Below are 21,018 nucleotides of genomic sequence, written 5' to 3' on the forward strand. Positions count from 1 at the left end.
ATTATTAGAAGAATCGAGGAGAGATAATTTTCTTAATATCTCTGTAGAACTCATATCTGAGGAAAATCTCATGAGATCCAGAATTATACTTTCTCAATTCAGTAGTTTCCCAATCATAAGCATATCCTACAAACCAGTTTCTATCTATCTGGAAACCAGCCATAGCACTCACAGCAGCACTCCATCGCCAAGCAGCCCCTAGGACAAAACGCTCGTTGAAAAGGAAGTTCCCTGAAAGGTCTAACTGCAAAGGGCTCCCTGATACAATCTTCATCAGTGCTGCAGGTTTGAACTTAGTATTCTCAGAAAGGTCGAATACATATCCCCCCATGATATTATAATGCGGTTTTTCATTGATATCAGAAATAATTTTTCTTTCATCACTTCTAGAAAAAGTCTTTGTATCCAACAGGTAAGGAATAGAGAAACCTACATAGTATTTTTCTCCATAATAGTATAGACCAGCACCTATATTAGGTAAGAAAGAAGTCTCTTTTCCCTGAAAAGCATAATCATCAGCATCTACCAGATTCATCTTACTTCTATCAAATCGGTAGAAAGCACCTGCTGCTTTCAGACCAAAAGCCAACTTAGATTCCTCAAATTCCAAAGTATAAGAGAAATCTACATCTATCATATTGGTAGATTGAGGCCCTATACTTTCATGATAGATAGCCCCTCCCAAGCCAACATGTTTGCCTTCAATAGGAGTATGGATACTCAAAGATGCTGTCTTAGGAGCTCCATCCAAGCCTACCCATTGGTTACGATACAATCCAAATATACTGGTTGCTCCTCGAGAACCTGTATAAGCTGGATTTACCATCATTGTATTGTACATGTACTGTGTGTATTGCGAATCTTGTTGCGCTTTTGCTTGGTCTGCAAACAAAATCAACACGAACAATACGATCAATTGCGTTCCTTTTTTTAACATATTCTTTTTATTCATGAGCGTGCAAAGGTACAATAAAAACAAATGAATAAACAAATATTAGCTATCTATTCGAATCATTTTTTACACATTTTTAAATAACTTAATGAAAATCAATATTTTACGCATTTAAAAGTTATTAACAATTATAAGTTATTTTTTAAATACGAATAAATATATTTTGTGAAAGAAAATATATTTTTCTTAGCATATAAAATAAACAAAGGCTATCATATATTATGATAGCCTTTGTTTCTAAAATAATTAAATGTAACAGATATTTTATCTAATTCCGTGCATCATACGTTCTATAAGTCTATTGAGAGAAACCATGAGGATACCCAATATAAGCACAAAAGTTGAAATAGAAGCAAATACAGTACTTGCTCCAAGCTCTACTACATAGGAAGAGATAAGTCCTGCAAGCATATTAGCAAAAGCAGCTGCCATAATCCACACTCCCATGAATAAGGACGCAAAGCGAGCAGGAGAAAGTTTGGTTACTATAGAAAGTCCTACTGGAGAGAGAGAAAGCTCACCTATAGTATGCATCAAGTAAGTAAGAATCATCCAGATCATACTTGCCTTAACCATTTCGTTAGAGTTGTCCACGATATTGAGTCCTCCTTCCCATACAGCTCCTCTTTGGAAACCAGCTATGAGCATAAACCAGAACCCTATTCCCAATACAATGAGACCAAATCCCATCTTCAAAGGAGTATTAAGAGCTTGTCCCAAACGTGTATTCCAGAAATAAGCAAATACTGGAGCTAATAGTATCACAAAGAAAGGATTAACCATCTGCAACCAAGCGGTAGGTACTTCAAATCCGAATACATTTCTATCTATATATTTATTAGCATATAGATTAAAGGAAGCTCCTGCTTGTTCCATACCAGCAAAGAAGAAAACAGCAAAGAAGAAGAAAATAAAGATTACAGCAATTCTCTCTTTTTCTACACGAGTAAGAGGTGTCTTTTCTTCTTGTTTTTCTCCTGCTTCTAAGGAGTGGACATTAGCATTCTTAGGTTTGATTCCTATATCTCCTAAATATTTATTACTCAAGAATACAAATAAAAGCTGTCCTAATAGCGCTCCTATAGAAGCTGCCAAGAACCCATAACGATAACCGTGAGTAATTTGAACTACGCCATTGGCATCAGTATAGGTGGTAGCAAATATATTATCAGCAAGTAGTCCTACAATGAGTGGCGCTAATACAGAGCCTAAGTTGATCCCCATATAGAAGATAGAGAAAGCTGAATCCAATCGTTTGTCGCCTGGTTCATACAAATCCCCAACAATAGAGGAAATATTAGGCTTGAAGAAACCATTACCAATAACTAATAGGAACAAACCTCCATATAGGCCTATACGCCCTATCAATTGATTAGATTGTATATCTTCAGCAGACAAGGTAGATGCTGTAGAGGTAAAGAGTTCAGGTGCAAAGAGCACAAATAGCGCCAAGACTATGATAAACCCTCCAATGAGAATAGACTTACGTTGTCCTAAATATCTGTCAGAGAGCCATCCTCCAAAGAGAGGTGTAAAGTAACAGAGTCCTGTAGCAATACCATAAAGGGTTGTACTAAATTTTTCGTCATACCCAAGCCCTCCATTTAGCCATGTAGCTGTTAGGTAAAGCACCAAAATACCGCGCATCGCATAGTAGCTAAAGCGCTCCCACATTCCTGTAAAAAATATGAGATAAAGTCCCGCAGGGTGTCCTTTTTTTTCTGTATTCATTATTTATGCAATTAAATTATTTTATTACAAATTGTTCAAGACAAAGTTAGTTAACTTTTCATACAAATGATGGCGCGTATTTCCTCCATAGATACCATGGTTCTTATCTGGATAAATAGCCCATTCGAACTGCTTGTCGTATTGTACAAAGGATTCTATCAATCGCATAGAGTTCTGTACATGTACATTATCATCGGCAGTACCATGCACCAAAAGGAATTTTTTATTCAAATTCTTAGCATAAGTAAGTGGAGAGTTATTGTCATATCCTTCTGGATTTTCCTGAGGAGTCTGCATATAACGCTCTGTATACACAGTATCATAGAAGCGCCAATTGGTCACTGGAGCTACAGCTATTGACATTTTGAACACTTCTCCCCTTAGGATACAGTTGGAAGCCATAAAGCCACCAAAGCTCCATCCCCAGATACCTATACGATCTTTGTCGATATATTTGTAATTTCCTACAATCTTAGCAGCCTCTACTTGGTCTTCCAATTCGTATTTACCTAATTGTTTGTAAGTACATTTCTTGAAAGCAGCTCCTTTGTATCCTGTACCACGACCATCTACACAGAGTACAATATAACCCTTTTGAGCAAGCATATAATACCAAAAAGTATCAAATCCTGAGAAAGAGTTGTGTACTTGCTGAGAACCAGGACCTGAATATTGGAACATAAGCAATGGGTATTTCTTATTTTCATTAAAATCACTTGGCTTAATCATCCAAGCGTTGAGCTTGTCTCCATTCTTAGTAGTGAGTTCGAAGAATTCTTTTTTACCTGTATTATAGGTAGCAATCTTATCCTCTAATTCTTTGTTGTTGAGGATTTCCTTTACTACTTTCCCAGTCTTACTATCATTCAGTGTATAGAAATTAGGTTTTTGAGCACTTGAATATTCGTTGATAAACAAAGAAAAGTCAGGGCTGAAAGTGGCTTCATTAGTTCCTTCTGTAGTAGCTAATCCTTTTTTGTTCTTTCCTGAAAGGGCTATACTATAGATTCCTCTGTTGATAGATCCTGGTTCAGTAGATTGATAATAGATTTGTTTTGCCTTAGGATTGTATCCGTAATATTCTGTCACTTCCCATTTTCCCTGTGTAATTTGCTTAATAAGCTTTCCATTCTTGTCATAGTGATAGAGATGATTGTTACCATCTTTTTCAGAAGAGATGATAAAGCTATTGTCGTCCAAGAAAGTAAGATCATCGGTAATACTTACATAAGCCTTATCTACTTCGTGGTATACGGATTTGAATTTCTTAGTAGAAGCATCTACAAAAATAATATTGAAATCATTTTGGTGTCTGTTCAATGTTTGTACACTGAGAATATTGGCTTCTTTTGTCCATTGCAAGCGAGGAATATAGTAAGCATCCAAAGGAATCTGTGTAGCCTTTCCTGCTTTTACATCATACAAATAAAGGCTTACTACAGAGTTCTTTTCTCCTGCTTTTGGATATTTGAAAGTGTCTTTAGTAGGATACAAAGTAGTTCCATAGATATCCATAGAAAATTCTGGCACTTCATGTTCATCAAAACGAATATAAGCCAGTTGAGTACCATCCGCATTCCAATCGAATGTTCTTACAATAGCAAATTCTTCCTCATATACCCAATCGCTGGTACCATTGATTATTTTATTCTTCTCTCCATCAAAAGTTACTTGTTGTTCCTTTTTGGATTGAGTATCATATATGTAAATATTATTTTTATACACATACGCTACTTTATCTCCCTGTGGAGAGAAGAGAGGTTCTTGGATTTTTTTATCTGTAAGTTTAGCCAATTCTTGCTTTTTTAGGTCAAAAACATAGAAATCGGCTGAGAAAGAACGCCTAAAGATTGGCTCTTTGTTAGTAGCTATAAGGATTTTATCCTCCTGTTTGTTGAAAGTATAGCTATTGATACGTTTGATTTGTGGGAATTTTTTGGTATCAAAAAGCGTTTTTTCCTTTTCCAAAGTAGAAAAGTTATACAAATCAATAGTATAGTTAAGATTTGTATAATCATAATTGAGCACTGTATACTGGTTGGTATTCTTAAGTGCTGACAGATTGGTCATTCCCTTAGGATAAAAGGCATAATCTATCCAGATGTCCTTTAGGGTAATTTGTTTGTTTTGTGCACTCACATTCAGTGAGATAGCTAGCAAAAACAGCCAGAAATAATTCATTTTAGTTCTCATCTTTAGAATATTTTTTGTAGGATACAATTTTACGTTTTTTTTTTGATATATCAGTGTTTTTTATGCTTTTTTTAATCCACTTTGCTTATTTTTTTCTCCAAAACAAATGTATTCAACTGATTTACAGTTAAATACAAATATTAATATTTATCTTTAAGAAAAAAGCGACCTGATGTCTATCAGATCGCTATGATAAAATACAGCTATCCCTTTTTTATTTGAAAAATGAATGAGCAGTGACATCCATTCTCTCTGTTCCTTCTTTAGAGAATTTCACTAATTGTTTTACCCAATAGAAAAAGAATCCAAAGAGTACCACAAGCATAATCCAAGTGGCAATGTTGGCACCCCACCAAGAAGATAATTCTAATTTTCTTAGATAATCATAAGGAGCAAAAGCATATTGCTCAAAAAAATATTTGATTCCTCTGAAAAATGATGTCATGATGTTGTTGTTTTTAATGGTGCAAATATACAACTTTTTTTCTATTTTCCTACTTTTAAAAAAACTTTTTTTCCTTTTTCTATTTTTTCATTGTGTTTTATATAAAACAATTGTTTATCCGAACGACAGAGAATCAAGTAATCTCCTCCTTGAAAAAAGCAATTTTCTACCTCTGCTTGCCAAGGGGATTGATTGACAATATGTATCTGGTGAGGGTAGTATAAGTGTTCTTTTCCTTCCACTTGTACCTTATTAACCACATCGAAGAGGGTAGCTATATACTCATTCTGTGAGTAATAGACCTTCTCTGGAGTATCTATCAGGAGTTGTTTGCCATCCTTTATAATCATAATCCTATCCGAGAATCCCAAAGCTTCTTGGCTTTCATGAGTAGCAATAAGAGCGGTAATCTTATGATCCTTGAGAAAGGTAAAAAGATTTTGGCGGATACGATTCTTAAGAAAGCTATCCGTTTGGCTAAAAGGTTCGTCTAAAAGCAGCAACTCAGGTGCTTGTGCCAGCGCTTGCGCCAAGCCTACACGCTGTTTCTGCCCTCCACTAAGGAAAAGAGGCTTTACCTTGGCATAGTCCTGCATAAGGGTCATCTCCAATAGCTCTGCTACACGAGCTCGCTTCTTAGGCAAATCCAGATTTGAGAGGAATTTTCCCACATTTTCCTCCACTGTCATATAGGGCATCAGACCAAAATCCTGTGCCAAATATTTCATCTTAGGGAAGCCTGGCACCAGATTGTGCGAAGGTCCCAAGACAGGTGTTCCATTCCAAAAGATTTTGCCTTGTGAGAGGTCAAACAAACCATAGAGCGCCTTGAGTAAGGTGGATTTGCCTGAGCCACTGGCTCCTACTATGGAGAGTACCTCGCCCTGTGCGAGGGTAAAGTGAATATTTTCAAGGACTTGAGTATCGGTATAGGTATAGGATAGATTTTCTACAATAAGCATTGACTCTATATTTTATGGTGCAAAAATAAGAATTATTTCCAAAATGACCATTCTATCTCATTTGTTTGTTGTACCTTTGCCGAAAATTTATCTTTATGAAAGCACTGCTTAGTAAGCTTAAACCCTTCCTCTATGTAGGTGGTTTATATATAGTTATCTCTTTTGTCCTGAGGATTATCTTTATGGGACACCCCATTACCACAACCTCCTTTTCTTTGGGTCAGGTCTTGGGCATGCTTTTAGTAGGCTCCTTCAATGACATATTTATCACCATCTTAGCTCTTAGTATCTTGGTGATTTACTTCCTTTTTATCGCCAATGTGAAGTACCAAAAGCCCTATGGCTATATTATCCTTGGAGCAATGCTCTTGCTCTTGTGCTATATACAGTTTGTACCTAACAATATATTCTATCAGTATGGAGGTTCAGTAGAGGAAATCGCCTTATTCTTCTTTGGGGCAAAGACCCTTTGCTTTGCTGCGATGCTCTTTGCAGGTAAGTGGCGCAGACAGGTACGCCAAGTACTCTATTTCATTACTCTATTTATCTATACCTTTGCTATAGTGATGAATGCCGTTAGCGAATATTTTTTCTGGAATGAGTTCGGGATACGGTACAACTTTATCGCGGTGGATTACCTCATCTACACTACGGAGGTTATCGGCAATATTATGGAGAGCTACCCTGTAGTACCGCTCTTCTCAGGGGTGTTTGTCGTGGTACTTGCACTGACTATTTTCCTTTATAAAAAAACAAAATCTACCCTTGAGACTATCCCTAACCTCAAAGAAAAAGGCTTGTTCTTGGGGGGCTATGTGGTATTGTTCCTTTTGAGCTTGTGGGTTACCCCCAAGTTTGACAATATCAAGTCCAACAACGTGTTTGTTCAGGAGATACGCGCCAACGGGGTCTATAAGTTCTATTATGCTTTCACCCATAGCGAGCTGGACTTCTTCCAGTTCTACCCCACCCTGCCTGAAGAGGAGGCAAGAAGCACCTTTTTCAGTAATTTCATGATACCTTATCCTGGGTTTGGTGAGTGTGGCTTTCGAAACTTTGCCCCTATTAGGGAGCTACCTTATCCTGTAGAAGGAGAAGATGACGAACAGCATAAGAATGTGGTGCTTATCTCAGTAGAGAGCCTCTCTGCGGAGTTTATGGCGGCTTATGGCAATACTGAGGGCATTACTCCGTTCCTTGATAGCTTAGCGCAAAAGAGTATTTTCCTGACTAACTTATACGCTACGGGTAATCGCACCGTGCGAGGTTTGGAGGCTCTGACCCTTTGTGTACCACCTACACCAGGTGAGAGTATCGTTAAGCGCAAGGACAACAAGAACAAATTCACCACGGGGAGTGTCTTCAAGTCCAAAGGGTATAGCGTGAAATACCTTTACGGGGGCTATAGCTATTTTGACAATATGAAAGACTTCTTCGGAGGTAACGGCTACGATATCATAGATAGAGACAACTTTACTCCTGAGGAGATTACCTTTGCCAACATCTGGGGAGTGAGTGATGAGGATATGGCACGCAAAGCCATTAAGGAGATGAATGCCCAAGCGAAAACAGGCAAACCGTTCTTTAACCACTGGATGACCGTGAGCAACCACCGTCCTTTTACCTATCCAGAAGGTCGCATTGATATCCCTGGTACGGCTAAGTCGCGACAAGGTGGGGTAAAATATACTGACTATGCACTCAAGCTGTTCTTCGAGTTGGCTAAAAAAGAGTCGTGGTTTAAGGATACGGTATTTGTAATTGTTGCCGACCACTGCGCTTCGAGTGCTGGGCGTACCGAATTGCCCTTGGATAGGTATCGTATTCCCTGCCTTATCTATGCTGACTTCTTAGAAGCCGAACAGATAGATAAGCTCGCTTCTCAAATAGACGTGATGCCTACCGTAATGGAACTCTTGAACTTTTCTTATGAGAGCAAGTTCTTAGGTCAGGATATTTTCAGTAGGTTCTACAAGCCACGTGCTTATATCGCTACCTACCGCGAGCTGGGATACCTTACCCCTGACACTCTTTCCATTATCAAGCCTTTGCGTGAGCAGATACAATATAAAATAGTTCCAGAGGCTGAACAACCTAAGGTAGAGCTTCCTATTTTTTACCAACAGCTCAAAGTAGCTCAACCTGATGGAAAGTTAATGAAAAAATGTATATCCGCTTACGAAACCACCTATTTCTTGCTAAAGAATGGGGAACTGGATAAATAACCAACTACACCTATGGCCTTAGAACTGAGTACTTTTATTCCTATCATTAAGGAATTGGTGTATCATATTTCTATTGACGATTACGCCTCCATAGAGCGCAAGGGGCAAAATGGAGATATCCTTGTAGAGGATTTGGCTGAGGTGATTCATTGGTATCCTTATAAAATAATCCCTTTGCCTGATGAAGCATTTGACTTAGCAGAAAGTTGCTTCATAGAGGAGAAAAAGAGCCTTGATGTATATATTCCCTTCTGGACAAAAGAAGAGGGAAGAAGTGACCTAATGCTTGCTCTTTCGTGCTATATGAACGATGGGGCTGAGGAAGTCGTTATCTATGATGTATTTGTTCCCTAATACCCCCCTTATCTATGATTGATGTAGAACCCTTTATAAAAGAAGTGCTTGAAAAGAAAATCCCCGAAGAGAACCTAAGATTTTTTGGAGAGGATAACGAGGGCGTAGTGGTGGATTTCGAAACCGAAACGCACCTGAAAAGGTTTACCATATGGAGGAATTACCTGCGTTGTGATTACGAAGCCTTGTGTATAGCTACTGATAAGCTAAGCGTGTATGAGAGTAAGGAATTTGATAATGTGAGCCAGCTCATAAGTATCTTTAACAAATTCTATCATACCGCCTACTCTGAGATAGATACATTCATCAATCAACTTTATGAGGACTACCGAGCACGCCTAATAGATAGAGAAGAAATAGCAAATATCATAAGAGAAGACCATTATAGCAAGTACAAAGGGGATAATTATCCATATGAAAAATATCTTTCGCTCCTTTGGAAAGAAGAATATTTGAATGAGAAGGATATAGACCTATTAGACCTTTGTTTACTTTACCAATATATAGATAATGAGGTAGATATATTAGGGTATTTGGTAACAGGTCACGGAGGAGGTACCTATGAAGAATTTGAAGCGAAAGGTACCCTTGAAGCGATAAAGCCTAAAATGCAAGCCTTTGTAAACCGGTGTTATGAGCGTTATGAGGAGGTAATGCAAGAGTATATAGAAGCTCCAGAAAGATTTAAGAAGAAATAAACCATTTTATGCCTATCATCAGAGAAATTAGGGGAAAAGCCCCGATTATAGGAAAGAACGTATTTATAGCCGAGACTGCTGTCCTTATTGGCGAGGTTACTCTCGGAGAGAATTGTAGTATATGGTACAATGCCGTCCTTAGGGGCGATGTGAATGCTATTGTCATCGGCAATAAGGTAAATATACAGGACAATGTGATGGTACATTGTACCTATCAGAAAACCTCTACCAGTATCGGCAACAATGTCTCTATAGGGCACAATGCCATCATACACGGCTGTACCCTTAAGGACAATGTACTTATTGGTATGGGAGCCATCGTCTTAGACGGGTGTGTAGTGGAGAGTAACTCCATCGTGGCAGCAGGTGCCGTAGTTACCAAAGGTACCCATATAGGGTCAGGTGAGGTATGGGCAGGAGTCCCTGCTAAGAAGATTAAGGACATTTCTCCTGAACTCACCGAAGGAGAAATCAACCGTATCGCCAATGCTTATGTGAAGTATGCACAGTGGTACCAAGAAAGTGAAAAGTGAAAAAATGAAAGAAGAACAAATCCTTATCAAAGGAGCTAAATTACATAATCTTAAAAATATCAGTGTAGCTATTCCCAAAGGGAAATTGGTGGTGGTAACGGGGCTTTCAGGCTCTGGGAAATCCACATTGGCATTTGATACCCTCTATGCAGAGGGACAACGCCGCTATGTGGAAAGCCTAAGTTCCTATGCTCGCCAATTCTTGGGTAGGTTGGACAAGCCTAAGGTGGATTTCATCGAGAACATCTCCCCTGCTATTGCTATCGAACAGAAGGTCAATACCAGTAACCCTCGCTCTACAGTGGGTACCTCTACCGAAGTGTATGACTACCTAAAGCTACTCTTTGCTCGGGTGGGACATACCTTTTCACCCATTTCAGGTAGAGAGGTCAAGAAAGATACTGTCTCGGATGTGGTGGACTTTATCCTTTCCTTCCCTGATGAGCAGAAGCTATTACTGCTCTCCCCTATCGTTCCCAGTACTGGACGTACTTGCGAGCAAACTCTTCGCCTACTAGAGGAGCAGGGATACGCTCGTATCAAGTACCAAGGGAAAGTAGAGCGCCTGAGTGATTTGGATTTCAAAAAGGTTAAAGGTGATTTTTCCTTAGTAGTAGAGCGTATCGTGGTGGATCACGAAGAGGAAACCGCCCAGCGCTTAGCCGATTCGGTAAGCACAGCGTTCTTCGAAGGGAAAGGTGTATGCTTTGTGGAGAACTTAACCACAGGAGAGGCACATCACTTCTCCAACCAGTTTGAGGCAGATGGGATTACTTTCTTAGAGCCTAATGTGCATCTGTTTAGCTTCAATAACCCTTACGGGGCTTGCCCTGTATGTGAAGGCTACGGTGATACTATAGGGCTTGATGAAACTCTCATTGTACCCAACACCTCCCTTTCTGTATATGATAATGCTATTTATCCTTGGCGCGGGGAGACGATGTCATGGTTCAGAGATCAGTTGGTGAACAATGCCTACAAGTTTGACTTCCCTATCCACCGTCCTTGGTATGAGCTCACCGAAGCACAAAAGCAGCTTGTTTGGGACGGCAACGAGTACTTTACAGGACTTACCGCTTTCTTCAAGGAGTTGGAAGAAAAAAACTATAAGATACAAAACCGAGTAATGTTGGCACGCTATCGAGGCAAGACCACCTGCTATGCCTGTGGAGGTAAGCGGCTCCGCCCTGAAGCCAATTATGTACGGGTAGGAGGAAAGTCTATTTCTGACTTGGTCTCTATGCCTATCTCCGATTTGGTGGTTTTCTTTGATAACCTATCACTCAATACCTACGAACAAAAGGTCGCCGAGCGCCTCTTAAGAGAAATACACAACCGCCTGCACTACCTGTTGGACGTTGGTTTGGGCTACCTTACCCTCAACCGAAAGTCCAATAGCCTATCAGGGGGAGAGAGTCAGCGTATCAACTTGGCTACCTCCTTGGGGAGTAGTTTGGTAGGCTCCATGTATATCTTAGACGAACCAAGTATTGGGCTACATCCTAAAGATACGGAACGTCTTATCCATGTACTCGAATCACTTAGAGACTTGGGCAACACCGTCATTGTGGTAGAACACGATGAAGATATCATGAAAGCGGCTGACTATATCATAGACATAGGACCCAAAGCGGGTACTCTTGGTGGAGAAGTGGTTGCCACAGGCACCTATGAGGAACTCCTCAAAGCTCCTACCCTTACCGGAGAGTACCTCAGTGGTAGGCGCACTATAGAAATGCCTAAAAAAGCGCGTACCTCCAAGCACTTTATCGAAATCAAAGGCGCCCGTGCCAATAATCTAAAGAATATAGATGTTACCTTCCCCTTGGATATGCTCACCGTAGTAACCGGTGTATCAGGCAGTGGGAAAAGTACCTTAGTAAAGAATATCCTCTACCCTGCTCTTTTACGCAAGCTCGACCAACCTACAGACAAGATAGGCGAGTACAGCAGTATGGATGGGAAGTTCTCCTATATCAAGCGGGTTGAGTTTGTCGACCAAAACCCCATAGGAAAGTCCACCCGTTCCAATCCTGTAACCTACATCAAGGCTTACGATGATATTCGTCAGCTCTTTGCCTCCCAGAAACTTGCCAAGATGCGTGGCTATACCGCCAAGCACTTCTCTTTCAATACCGAGGGGGGACGATGTGAGACCTGCAAAGGCGAAGGAGAGGTAACTATAGAAATGCAGTTTATGGCCGATGTACATCTGACTTGTGAGGCTTGTGATGGCAAGCGATTCAAGCCTGAGATTCTGGAAGTTACTTTCCAAGGGAAGAATATACACGACCTACTGGAGACCACTATCGACGATGCCATAGCTTTCTTTACCGAGCACAAGCAGGAGAAAATTGCCCAAAAGCTCCTCCCCTTGCAAGAGGTAGGCTTAGGCTATGTAACCTTAGGCCAACCCTCCTCTACCCTCTCTGGTGGGGAAGCGCAACGTATCAAGTTGGCTTCCTTCTTAGTGAAGTCCTATCAAGAAACCCCAACTCTCTTTATCTTTGACGAGCCTACCACAGGACTACACTTCCATGATATCGGCAAGCTCCTACGCTCCTTCAATGCCCTAATAGATCGCGGGCACTCTATTATTGTGATAGAGCACAATGTAGAGGTCATTCGCCGTGCCGACCATATCATAGACTTAGGGAGAGAAGGCGGTGCCCAAGGAGGAAACCTCGTAGCTACAGGTACCCCAGAGGAGATTAGGAAGAATAAAAACAGCTATACAGGACAATATATATGAACAAGAAAGTCCTCCGTGCCCTCTACAGGCAAAAACGAGCTGCCATACCCCCTGAACAACAAGCCCTCTTAAGCCAGCAGATAGCCCAACAGGCTTTGAGGCTTCCCATTTGGGATAAGCAGGTTTTCCATAGTTTTCTTTCTATCATCTCTTTTGGAGAAGTGGATACCAGCTATCTTATCCGCCTTTTGCAGGAGCGAGGAAAAACGCTGGTCGTCTCTCGTACCCTAATGGAGACGGTACGTATGGAACATTTTTTATATGATCCTACCCAGATAGACACCAATAACAAATGGCATATCCCTGAACCCCAAGGAGGGATTCCTATAAAGAGTGAAGAGATAGAAGTCGTTTTTGTACCTCTCTTAGCTTATGACACCAAGGGCAACCGTGTAGGCTATGGAAAAGGTTTTTATGACATCTTTTTAGAAGAATGCAAGAAAGATACTCTCAAAGTGGGACTTTCTTTCTTCCCCCCTGAACCTCTCATAGAAGATGTAAGAGAAGGCGATATTCCTTTGGATTATGTAGTAACACCAGAAGGCATTTTTAAGTTTTGAATTAAGGGTTATAGGAATGAAGAATCATCTGTTGGAAGGAAAAGTAATAGGGCTACCTTTGAAAGAGCATCTGTTTCTGACAGGCTTAGTAACTCGTCAGAATAAAGATATCCTATTAGGTTACTTTTTTAGACAGACCTATAGAAACTTACCCACTATTACAGAGTGGAAACCGTCAGAAGTCTGCCTAATATGCTTATTTAGCGCATTGGGTATAAAAAACAAGGAATGGGAAATCATTGGAGACTTCCCTATGTGGAATAGGCAAGAATGGGAAGTGCCCACTTTCAAACTAAGAGACCCTATCAATGAAAGCGTATGCTATTGTACATGATGACGATATCATTTCTTCTAAAAGATACTGCATAACAGAAGAAGAAGCGGAGAAATATTACAGTGATGGAATCTATGGTTATAAAGCTGTAGAGGCTGTTCTATCTAATAAAATTGACCTGATGATTCATTAGTTATGAAAGAAATAGAATTGTTTAAACATATAAAGGATCGCCTTGGCTTGTTCGTACCCAATAGCACCTATGACAATTATGTATCCCTTATTATTGGCTATGATTTGGCTAAGGAACATACGCTGCTGAAAGGGTTCGACGAATGGTTAGCTTCTAAGTATAAGTTACCTCCTAACTTTGTCTTCTCTCAACAGATCAAATATTACCTATTCGAAAAAGAATTTGCTAAGACTTTAACCAAAGAAGATGAAATACTTTTAATCAATTGTTTGTATGAGAAATTAGTGGAATTTTGTCTTGATAAAGCTCTATTTGATTCATCTATTCCTAAAAATTAGATTAAGGGAACAAATTTGTCTGTATTATGAGTAAAATAGATGTTTTTACTGTAGAAAAGTTTATAGATAGATTAGAAAAGTTTGTTAAGCCTAACTTACCTACTGACGAACTTATCTCCTATGTAACAGCAATTATCAAAGATGCAAGAGAACTTATCTCTTTTGGAGAGAAAAGATTAGCCTTAGATATTTTACTGGAAAATCTCATAGAAGAAAAGATCATAATAGACAAAGAAACTTTATCATTATTAGCTACTATTGAGGATAAGGAGATATGTTCATCCATATCTTACTTATATAGTCTATCAGACAAAGGGTAACGCATCAGCCATATTGTTCAGACTTCTCCCCTTTCCTATCCATAGCAAACACCAAGTATAATTAATAAAGGCACGAGCGTTCCGCTCGTGCCTTTTTATCTGAAGAATTTGTAGAGATCCCCTAAACAAACTCTTTATCTATTAGCGTATTATAACAGAGATATCTACTCTTCGCGCTTTTTCTTTATCCACTGAACCGTCTATTCCTCTAAAAGCAGTAAGTATCCTTTGTAATGAGATTCCTTGCTTTTGAAGTAAGCGCGCTACACTCTCTGAACGCTTCATTGACAACTGATTATTGTACTCGGCTGAACCGACATTGCTCGCATATCCTTCTAATAGAATAGATAGTTCTGGATTATCTCGGAGCATAGCAACTATCTGATCCATAGCTTCTGTATCGTGAGGCAAAGGTACATACGCATTGTTTGCAAAGTAAATAGGAGTCTTTTTATTCCCATATTTAGCCAATAGGTCTTCTAATGTACGTCTTCTTTCTTCTGAAATAACCAAATTATCTCCTTTATGCTCTGGTGTTTTTACATTTTGTACTGCAATAGAAGATTCTTTTTGATCTTGTACATTATTATGATCCATTTGCTTTTTAGAGAGTAATAAGATAGAGTCTGTTCGCTGTTGAATTTTGTCAAGCTTATCCTTATTATTCAATGTAGCTAATGGAACCACTGCAGCTGCTAATAGTTTTTGCTGATTACTTAAATCTTTTATTGATTTATCTATCATGTCCAATTGCTTTTGTAGCGAAATATCCTTATTGGAATTATTAGCTATGGGCATTACTGCATTAGGACTACTTTTAGCTACATACTTTGCGCTATTAGGATCATTTCCAGCTACATACCTTGCTGCATTAGGGTTATTAGTTGCATATTTTGCTCTATTGAGATTACTATTAGTTACATACTTTACTGTATCTGTCAAATGAATAACCGATACACTGTCTTTTTTCATCATATAAGCCAATAGGATATCCAATTTTCTATTTACTTGCTCTATATCTGTATATGCTGAATCTGCATTTTGAGCTAAATAGTAAAAATTCTTCACCTCATTGGATTCATATATATTTGAAAGAGCCTTTTTCTGTTGAGATTTATGCAAATTAGCCAGTTTTTCTCCTCTTATTTTTCTCAATTTAGCCTCTGCAACCTTTTGTAAGAGTAATTGTAGTTCCTCTTTGGATAAAACAATATCTTTCTGCTGATTGTATAGTTTATCTTGAGCACAAATAAGAGTTGGAATAAACACTAATATAAATATAATCCCCTTTTTTATGATATTATTCATATTTCTGGGCTTTTTATTTACTTCTATTTATTGTAGTAGTTGTTTTTTTCCTTACAGGTACAACAACATTTGTTTTTTGGATATTTTCTTCTAAATTCTTAACAGAATCAAGTATAGACTGATTTATTTTTTGCTGTTCTTCTATCTTTTGGTTATCCTTATTAATCTCTAACAACAATTTTTCGAGTCTATCAATGCGTTGATCTGGGGTTTTTCCTTCTCCTTCTTCAATTTTATTAACTATTTCAGAGATCAATGTTTGTAATTGCTCCGGAGTCATTCTCACCAAGTTTGTTTGATTTTCGGAAGGATAAGGGATATGCTCAGCTACATAATTATTACGTAATTTTTCCCATTTTTCCTTTTCTTTTAGCAATAAAGAAGCGTTATTGATATCATTTTGACGATAAGCAAGCTGTATTTGTTTTTCAACAGTTGCGATTTGTGCATTATAATAGTCTATATCTTTTTGTTTTTGGGATATTGGCGTTGTTTTTGTATTATTTTGAACCTTTACTTGTTCTTTTCCTTCCTTAATCTCTGAGGTATGGATTTCATTAGCAAGATCTTGATAAGTATATTTTTCGTTTTCTTTGGCGAACTTGATACGGATACCTGCATTGTAGAAGACATTACTTTGCAACTTATTAGGTGATTTTAGAGCATTACTTGCACTCTCATTACCTGTAGTATATAAAAGATTGGCTACTCCAAAAAGTTCCAAATGTTTGCTTAAAGGAATAGCCAAGCCAATACCTCCTTTGGCAAAAATACTTGATTTGTTCTCCACAGTAGCCACTTTACCTTGATAGCCATTACCTACATTAAGATATCCTGCTCCTACTGTAATATAAGGAACCACACCATTAGATACATTAAGACGCGCTAAGAAATCTGCTCCATACAATGAGAGCTTATCAAAGTCTAAGGATACTTTTTCATCTTTCATTGCTTGATAATAGAATCCTCTTACTCCTATGTATTCTGTAAAGTCAAAACCTAACGAAGCTCCTGCTAAATATGTGTTGCGGAAGTTGTTATCGCTGTCAAAATCAATATATCCAATTGCAGGCGCCACTACAACCTTAAAATTCTTAAGATTCGTATAAGAATTGTCTAATTCTGTAAGCTCATCAGGATTACGACCTCCCAAATACAATTGTAAGCCAGCCTGCAAAGACCAATTGAGCATACTTTTATTGGAAACATTATCTGTTACCCATTGGTTATAAGTACTTGTTTTAGCTTCAGAAGGGTTGTGAAGGATATTAGAAGCATCAGAATTAAAATGTGTACCCTTTGCCTGAACATTGAGCGTAAGACGTCTTGTCAAATTAAATTTGCTCCCTAAACCAAAAGCATAATAAATGGCATCTTGTTTGGTTTCATTTGCTTTTATCGTTTGTATCCCAGCACCCAAAGTAACATAAGGCTGAAAGGAATAAGTCATCGGTATATTCCCTTTGAGTTCTCCTCCCCAGCTATGAACGTCTACATCGGTGGGAGTAAATACAGCCTTTATATTATCTGGCGCAGAAAAACCATCAATTCTGGATTTTAATCCTAATGATTGACTATACGAACCGAGTAATTCTAAGTTTTTACCAAAACCAAAACCTACATATCCACCAACCATAAAACCATTTTCTATTGCTGATTTCTTATTCCACAATACATATTCTGCGGTGGGAGCTATAGCAAAACTAATATCTTTAACTTGCGCTACTGCATTAAAACCTAATGTAATAGCAAAAAAACTTGTGAAAATTTTTCTTTTCATAAAATAACTATTCAATATAAAATCGGGAGCAAAAGTACAAAAATTTATATATCCAACAAAAAATTTTATATTTAAGTTTCAAAAGTTCTGTAATTTTATACCAAACCAATACATTTTATTGACAATCAGAAAATTATAAATACAATAAAACTGAAATTCTTTATTTTTAGTAGAGTCAAGAGAGATAAAACTACTTGGTTACAAATCTTAGTCGCTATTTTCTGAGATCATATTGATATATAATTAAATAGACCCTTTAAATAAATACTCATTTCTCTTAAACTCATTATATCATGATAAGACCTAAAGTCCTATATCTTAAAAGCGTTTCCCTAAAAACTACCAATGACTTTATTTATCAAATAATTAACAATTAACTATTGATAATTTATCATTAAAAGTTGTACTTTTGCCCTTATGTTATTAGATGATTTAAAAAAGCGCAGTGGAAACTGTTGCGAACTATGTGGAAGTACTACTTCCCTGAGTATCTACCAAGTACCTCCTTCCAAAGTAGGAGGGGTAGATGATAGTATTTTGGCTTGTGAAACTTGTATCAGCCAGATAAATAATCCCGAGACTATGGACAGCAACCATTGGCGTTGTCTGAATGATAGTATGTGGAGTGAGCACCTCCCTGTAAAAGTGGTGGCTTGGCGCATGCTAAACCGACTCAAAGGAGAGGGATGGTCGCTAGATTTGCTCAATATGCTATATCTTACAGATGAGGAACTGGCCTTTGCCCAAGCGCTTAATGACCACTTGGAAGAAGGAGAAAAAATCATCCACAAAGATAGCAATGGGGCAGTGCTCTCTGCTGGGGACAATGTGGTGCTTATCAAAGACCTAAAAGTCAAAGGTAGCAGTATGGTCGCCAAGCAAGGTACTGTAGTGCGCAAGATAGCCTTAGACCCTGAAAATTCGCAATATATAGAGGGGAAAGTAGAAGGACAACAGATTGTAATCCTTACCCAATATGTAAAGAAAACTACCTAATAATCAGTCTTAAACGATAATCTTTTGTTAAAGTATATTGAGGGAGAAAAAAATACACTACTTTTACGGCTGTAAAATCATTAATGACATACTATTATGAGTAAACAAGTTGAATTAATCGAACTTTACACCGCTGATCTAAAAGAAAAATGTGGTGTTGCTGAGCCTGATGTGGAACTACTTACCAAAGTAACCAAAGGATTAGGACCCTCTATCTACAATAACGATGCATCCAAAGTATCTGGTTCTGACCAGAAAGAATTGGACTTGGTTAAGAACAACTTCTTAATCAAAAAATTAGGCTTAAAGGATAGCCCTGAACTTGATACGGCTATCAATACCGTATTAGAACAATATGGCAAGTCCAACAAAAACAAGTATCGTGCTGTGGTTTATTATTTATTGACCAAACACTTTAAGAAAGAGAGTGTTTACAATAACTAATCTGTACTAACACATCTTCAGAGGCTGCCCCTATCATAAGGTAGCCTTTTTTCATTGAAAGAAAGAAAAATGAAAAGAATCATTCTATGCTTGCTCCCGCTGCTTATTGTAGGGTGTCAGTCACAACAAAAAGAAAAAAAGGAAGAAAAAAAGGAAGCCAAGAGTGTGTATATCAAGAATTACACCTATCCTGAACTCTCCAAGGAAGCCGCCGAGAATATACGCAATTGGTATGAACTAAAAACCATCTACCAGATATTGCTGAGTATCTCTCCTGAGCGACAAGCGGTCTCTATTCTACAAAATACGAATCCTGATTCGCTTTATGTATACAAGCGCCTTTACCCAAATACCAAAGAAAATATCCATATCAATGGGAATATACAGCAGGATTGGGGAATCATAGAAAGTCCTTCGGATACTATCTACAAGTTCATCAAACAAAAAGCAGAGGAAAGCGCTTTGTTCGCCTGGCAGGAAATTCTTCTTAAGGACATTCCTTACACTTTCTCTCTGAGGGTGCGCCCCTCTTCTGGCATCAAACATATCCAGCTAGAGATCACCCGCCAGAAGGATAAAAAGGCCATTCGTGAACAAGCACTCCGATTGGATAGTCTTTCTCTCAATACACTAGAACCCTACACCAAAGTCACCCCTCTAGAAGATGGGTGGATCAAAGTAGATATGCAAGTTGAGACCCCTCTATATGGGGAATATACCTTTGGCTTTGCTTACCAAGACAAAGAGGTTGCCAATGATTATGTTTCTTTCTATCGCTCTGAACTTCTTCTACCTATAAAGTATCAGGAAGAAATAGAAAAATCTGCAGAAAAACTCCTTGGCAAAGAAAAAAATATCAAGAGTTCATATAATAGCATTTATTTTTGGCTCTTCCAGCTCGAAGATGAGCTTCGCCAGCTATGGGCTAAGAATAATTTCCCTGAAAAGCTACAACGGGACGAGATCAAGGCGCGCCTTAAGCTCTTTGAAACCTATGTAAGAAACCTTTCCAGTGAGGTGAAGGAGAATCCTAACCTAAATAAGGAAGAAGTACAACAGGGAATATTAAACATTCGCAATGCCTTTGCTTCAGTGCTCCGTTATATCAATTTCCTTAATGAGGAAAACCTTGATGACAAGTTGGGCACCCTACTTAGAAGTCCCGATACACTGACTATTACCCCGGCAAAACCTACACCCCCTCAAGAATGATACGCACCAAAGCCATTGTGCTCTCTCACCTAAAATTCCGAGACACAAGCCTTATCGTACGTTGCTATACCTTGGAGGGAGTGCGTTCCTACCTGCTCAAGGGGGTATTGTCTCAGAAGAAAAAAGCACTCTCCCCTGCTTATTTCGAGCCCTTAAGTCAGTTGGAATTGGTCACCACCGAGCGCAATGATGGCTCCTTAGAGTACATCAAGGAGGCTAAGGTATGTTTCCCCTACAAGAAGCTACAACAGAGTGTCATACGCAGTTCTGTCTTGTTCTTTCTCTCAGAAATAGGCTGTAGTGTCCTACAGGAAGAACATCCCAATCCCTCGCTCTTTTCCTTCTGGGAAAAGAGCCTACAATGGTATGACAGAGCCGAATATTTTGCTAATTTCCACCTAAAGTTTCTGGTAGACCTCACCCTATATTTAGGAGTATTACCCAACACCTCGGCCATGGAACTTCCTTACTTCGACTTGGAGGCAGGAGTATTTGTCGCCATGCACAATGGTCACTCGCTTATGAGTGAGCAGGATAGTCTCTTGCTCAAGTTCTTTCTCTCTCACTCTCTGGAGGAAGTCTGTCTGCTAAAAATAAGCAGGGAGGAGCGCAATGGTCTCTTAGAACAGTTACTGAACTACTACCTGTGGCACCTACCCAATTTCAAAATACCAAAGTCTTGGGAAGTACTCAAAAGCGTATTATAGGTTTTGTTGCTAAAAAAATTTGTTGTACTTTTGTGGCGTGG

20 protein-coding genes are annotated in these 21,018 nt (G+C 38.7%); 13 read left to right on the plus strand and 7 right to left on the minus strand.

Features of this window, described 5'->3' with window-relative positions; all coding sequences use genetic code 11:
• Positions 1 to 4: 4 nt before the first annotated feature.
• From CGC50_RS03240 to CGC50_RS03260, 5 genes are all read right to left on the minus strand, one after another.
• On the minus strand, positions 5 to 937 hold the full coding sequence (locus tag CGC50_RS03240) for a PorP/SprF family type IX secretion system membrane protein (RefSeq protein ID WP_095911269.1): 933 nt from the start codon (positions 935 to 937) through the stop codon (positions 5 to 7).
• Positions 938 to 1,216: 279 nt separating this feature from the next.
• On the minus strand, positions 1,217 to 2,683 hold the full coding sequence (locus CGC50_RS03245; RefSeq protein WP_095909659.1) for a peptide MFS transporter: 1,467 nt from the start codon (positions 2,681 to 2,683) through the stop codon (positions 1,217 to 1,219).
• Between the two features lie 24 nt (positions 2,684 to 2,707).
• Positions 2,708 to 4,876, minus strand: coding sequence for a S9 family peptidase (locus CGC50_RS03250; RefSeq protein WP_095909660.1), 2,169 nt, complete (start codon positions 4,874 to 4,876; stop codon positions 2,708 to 2,710).
• A gap of 214 nt (positions 4,877 to 5,090) precedes the next feature.
• On the minus strand, positions 5,091 to 5,321 hold the full coding sequence (locus CGC50_RS03255; RefSeq protein ID WP_002670570.1) for a DUF6341 family protein: 231 nt from the start codon (positions 5,319 to 5,321) through the stop codon (positions 5,091 to 5,093).
• Between the two features lie 41 nt (positions 5,322 to 5,362).
• Positions 5,363 to 6,283, minus strand: a complete 921-nt coding sequence (locus CGC50_RS03260) for an ABC transporter ATP-binding protein (RefSeq protein ID WP_095909661.1) — start codon at positions 6,281 to 6,283, stop codon at positions 5,363 to 5,365.
• A 95-nt stretch (positions 6,284 to 6,378) separates the two neighbouring features.
• On the opposite strand from CGC50_RS03260, the gene CGC50_RS03265 reads away from it, so the two are divergent.
• The 9 genes from CGC50_RS03265 to CGC50_RS03305 all read left to right on the plus strand — a co-directional run bounded on the left by CGC50_RS03265 (position 6,379) and on the right by CGC50_RS03305 (position 14,530).
• The gene (locus CGC50_RS03265; protein ID WP_095909662.1) at positions 6,379 to 8,508 is read left to right on the plus strand and encodes an LTA synthase family protein; all 2,130 of its coding nucleotides are present in this window, start codon (positions 6,379 to 6,381) and stop codon (positions 8,506 to 8,508) included.
• A gap of 12 nt (positions 8,509 to 8,520) precedes the next feature.
• Positions 8,521 to 8,862, plus strand: coding sequence for a DUF7668 domain-containing protein (locus CGC50_RS03270; protein WP_002670397.1), 342 nt, complete (start codon positions 8,521 to 8,523; stop codon positions 8,860 to 8,862).
• Between the two features lie 14 nt (positions 8,863 to 8,876).
• Positions 8,877 to 9,560 (plus strand): immunity protein TriTu family protein, encoded by a 684-nt coding sequence (locus CGC50_RS03275; protein WP_095909663.1) that lies wholly within the window; start codon positions 8,877 to 8,879, stop codon positions 9,558 to 9,560.
• Between the two features lie 8 nt (positions 9,561 to 9,568).
• Entirely contained in the window at positions 9,569 to 10,093 is a 525-nt protein-coding gene (locus CGC50_RS03280; protein WP_095909664.1) for a gamma carbonic anhydrase family protein, read from the plus strand.
• A gap of 4 nt (positions 10,094 to 10,097) precedes the next feature.
• Positions 10,098 to 12,845, plus strand: coding sequence for an excinuclease ABC subunit UvrA (uvrA, locus tag CGC50_RS03285; RefSeq protein WP_095911270.1), 2,748 nt, complete (start codon positions 10,098 to 10,100; stop codon positions 12,843 to 12,845).
• Positions 12,842 to 13,405: a 5-formyltetrahydrofolate cyclo-ligase gene (locus tag CGC50_RS03290; protein WP_095909665.1), complete on the plus strand. Its 564-nt coding sequence runs from the start codon at positions 12,842 to 12,844 to the stop codon at positions 13,403 to 13,405. The genes uvrA and CGC50_RS03290 overlap by 4 nt, the downstream gene beginning before the upstream one ends.
• 16 nt (positions 13,406 to 13,421) lie before the next feature.
• A complete protein-coding gene (locus CGC50_RS03295; protein WP_232781176.1) occupies positions 13,422 to 13,739 on the plus strand; it encodes an Imm26 family immunity protein in 318 nt (105 codons plus the stop codon).
• A gap of 135 nt (positions 13,740 to 13,874) precedes the next feature.
• On the plus strand, positions 13,875 to 14,210 hold the full coding sequence (locus CGC50_RS03300) for a hypothetical protein (protein ID WP_095909666.1): 336 nt from the start codon (positions 13,875 to 13,877) through the stop codon (positions 14,208 to 14,210).
• Positions 14,211 to 14,236: 26 nt separating this feature from the next.
• A complete protein-coding gene (locus CGC50_RS03305; protein ID WP_095909667.1) occupies positions 14,237 to 14,530 on the plus strand; it encodes a hypothetical protein in 294 nt (97 codons plus the stop codon).
• 141 nt (positions 14,531 to 14,671) lie between these two features.
• On the opposite strand, the gene CGC50_RS03310 is transcribed toward CGC50_RS03305, so the two are convergent.
• On the minus strand, positions 14,672 to 15,838 hold the full coding sequence (locus tag CGC50_RS03310; RefSeq protein WP_095909668.1) for an OmpA family protein: 1,167 nt from the start codon (positions 15,836 to 15,838) through the stop codon (positions 14,672 to 14,674).
• Positions 15,839 to 15,851: 13 nt separating this feature from the next.
• Positions 15,852 to 17,618: an outer membrane beta-barrel protein gene (locus tag CGC50_RS03315; RefSeq protein ID WP_095909669.1), complete on the minus strand. Its 1,767-nt coding sequence runs from the start codon at positions 17,616 to 17,618 to the stop codon at positions 15,852 to 15,854.
• A gap of 417 nt (positions 17,619 to 18,035) precedes the next feature.
• Here CGC50_RS03315 and CGC50_RS03320 point away from each other — a divergent pair, with 417 nt between their 5' ends.
• The 4 genes from CGC50_RS03320 to recO all read left to right on the plus strand — a co-directional run bounded on the left by CGC50_RS03320 (position 18,036) and on the right by recO (position 20,977).
• Positions 18,036 to 18,614, plus strand: coding sequence for a PhnA domain-containing protein (locus CGC50_RS03320; RefSeq protein ID WP_095909670.1), 579 nt, complete (start codon positions 18,036 to 18,038; stop codon positions 18,612 to 18,614).
• A gap of 96 nt (positions 18,615 to 18,710) precedes the next feature.
• Entirely contained in the window at positions 18,711 to 19,058 is a 348-nt protein-coding gene (locus CGC50_RS03325) for a DUF2853 family protein (RefSeq protein ID WP_002670565.1), read from the plus strand.
• Between the two features lie 69 nt (positions 19,059 to 19,127).
• Positions 19,128 to 20,270 (plus strand): hypothetical protein, encoded by a 1,143-nt coding sequence (locus tag CGC50_RS03330; protein WP_095909671.1) that lies wholly within the window; start codon positions 19,128 to 19,130, stop codon positions 20,268 to 20,270.
• The gene (recO, locus tag CGC50_RS03335) at positions 20,267 to 20,977 is read left to right on the plus strand and encodes a DNA repair protein RecO (protein WP_095909672.1); all 711 of its coding nucleotides are present in this window, start codon (positions 20,267 to 20,269) and stop codon (positions 20,975 to 20,977) included. The genes CGC50_RS03330 and recO overlap by 4 nt, the downstream gene beginning before the upstream one ends.
• Positions 20,978 to 21,018 lie beyond the last annotated feature (41 nt).

Source organism: Capnocytophaga gingivalis, from assembly GCF_002302415.1.
In the GTDB taxonomy this organism is placed as follows: Bacteria; Bacteroidota; Bacteroidia; order Flavobacteriales; family Flavobacteriaceae; genus Capnocytophaga; species Capnocytophaga gingivalis.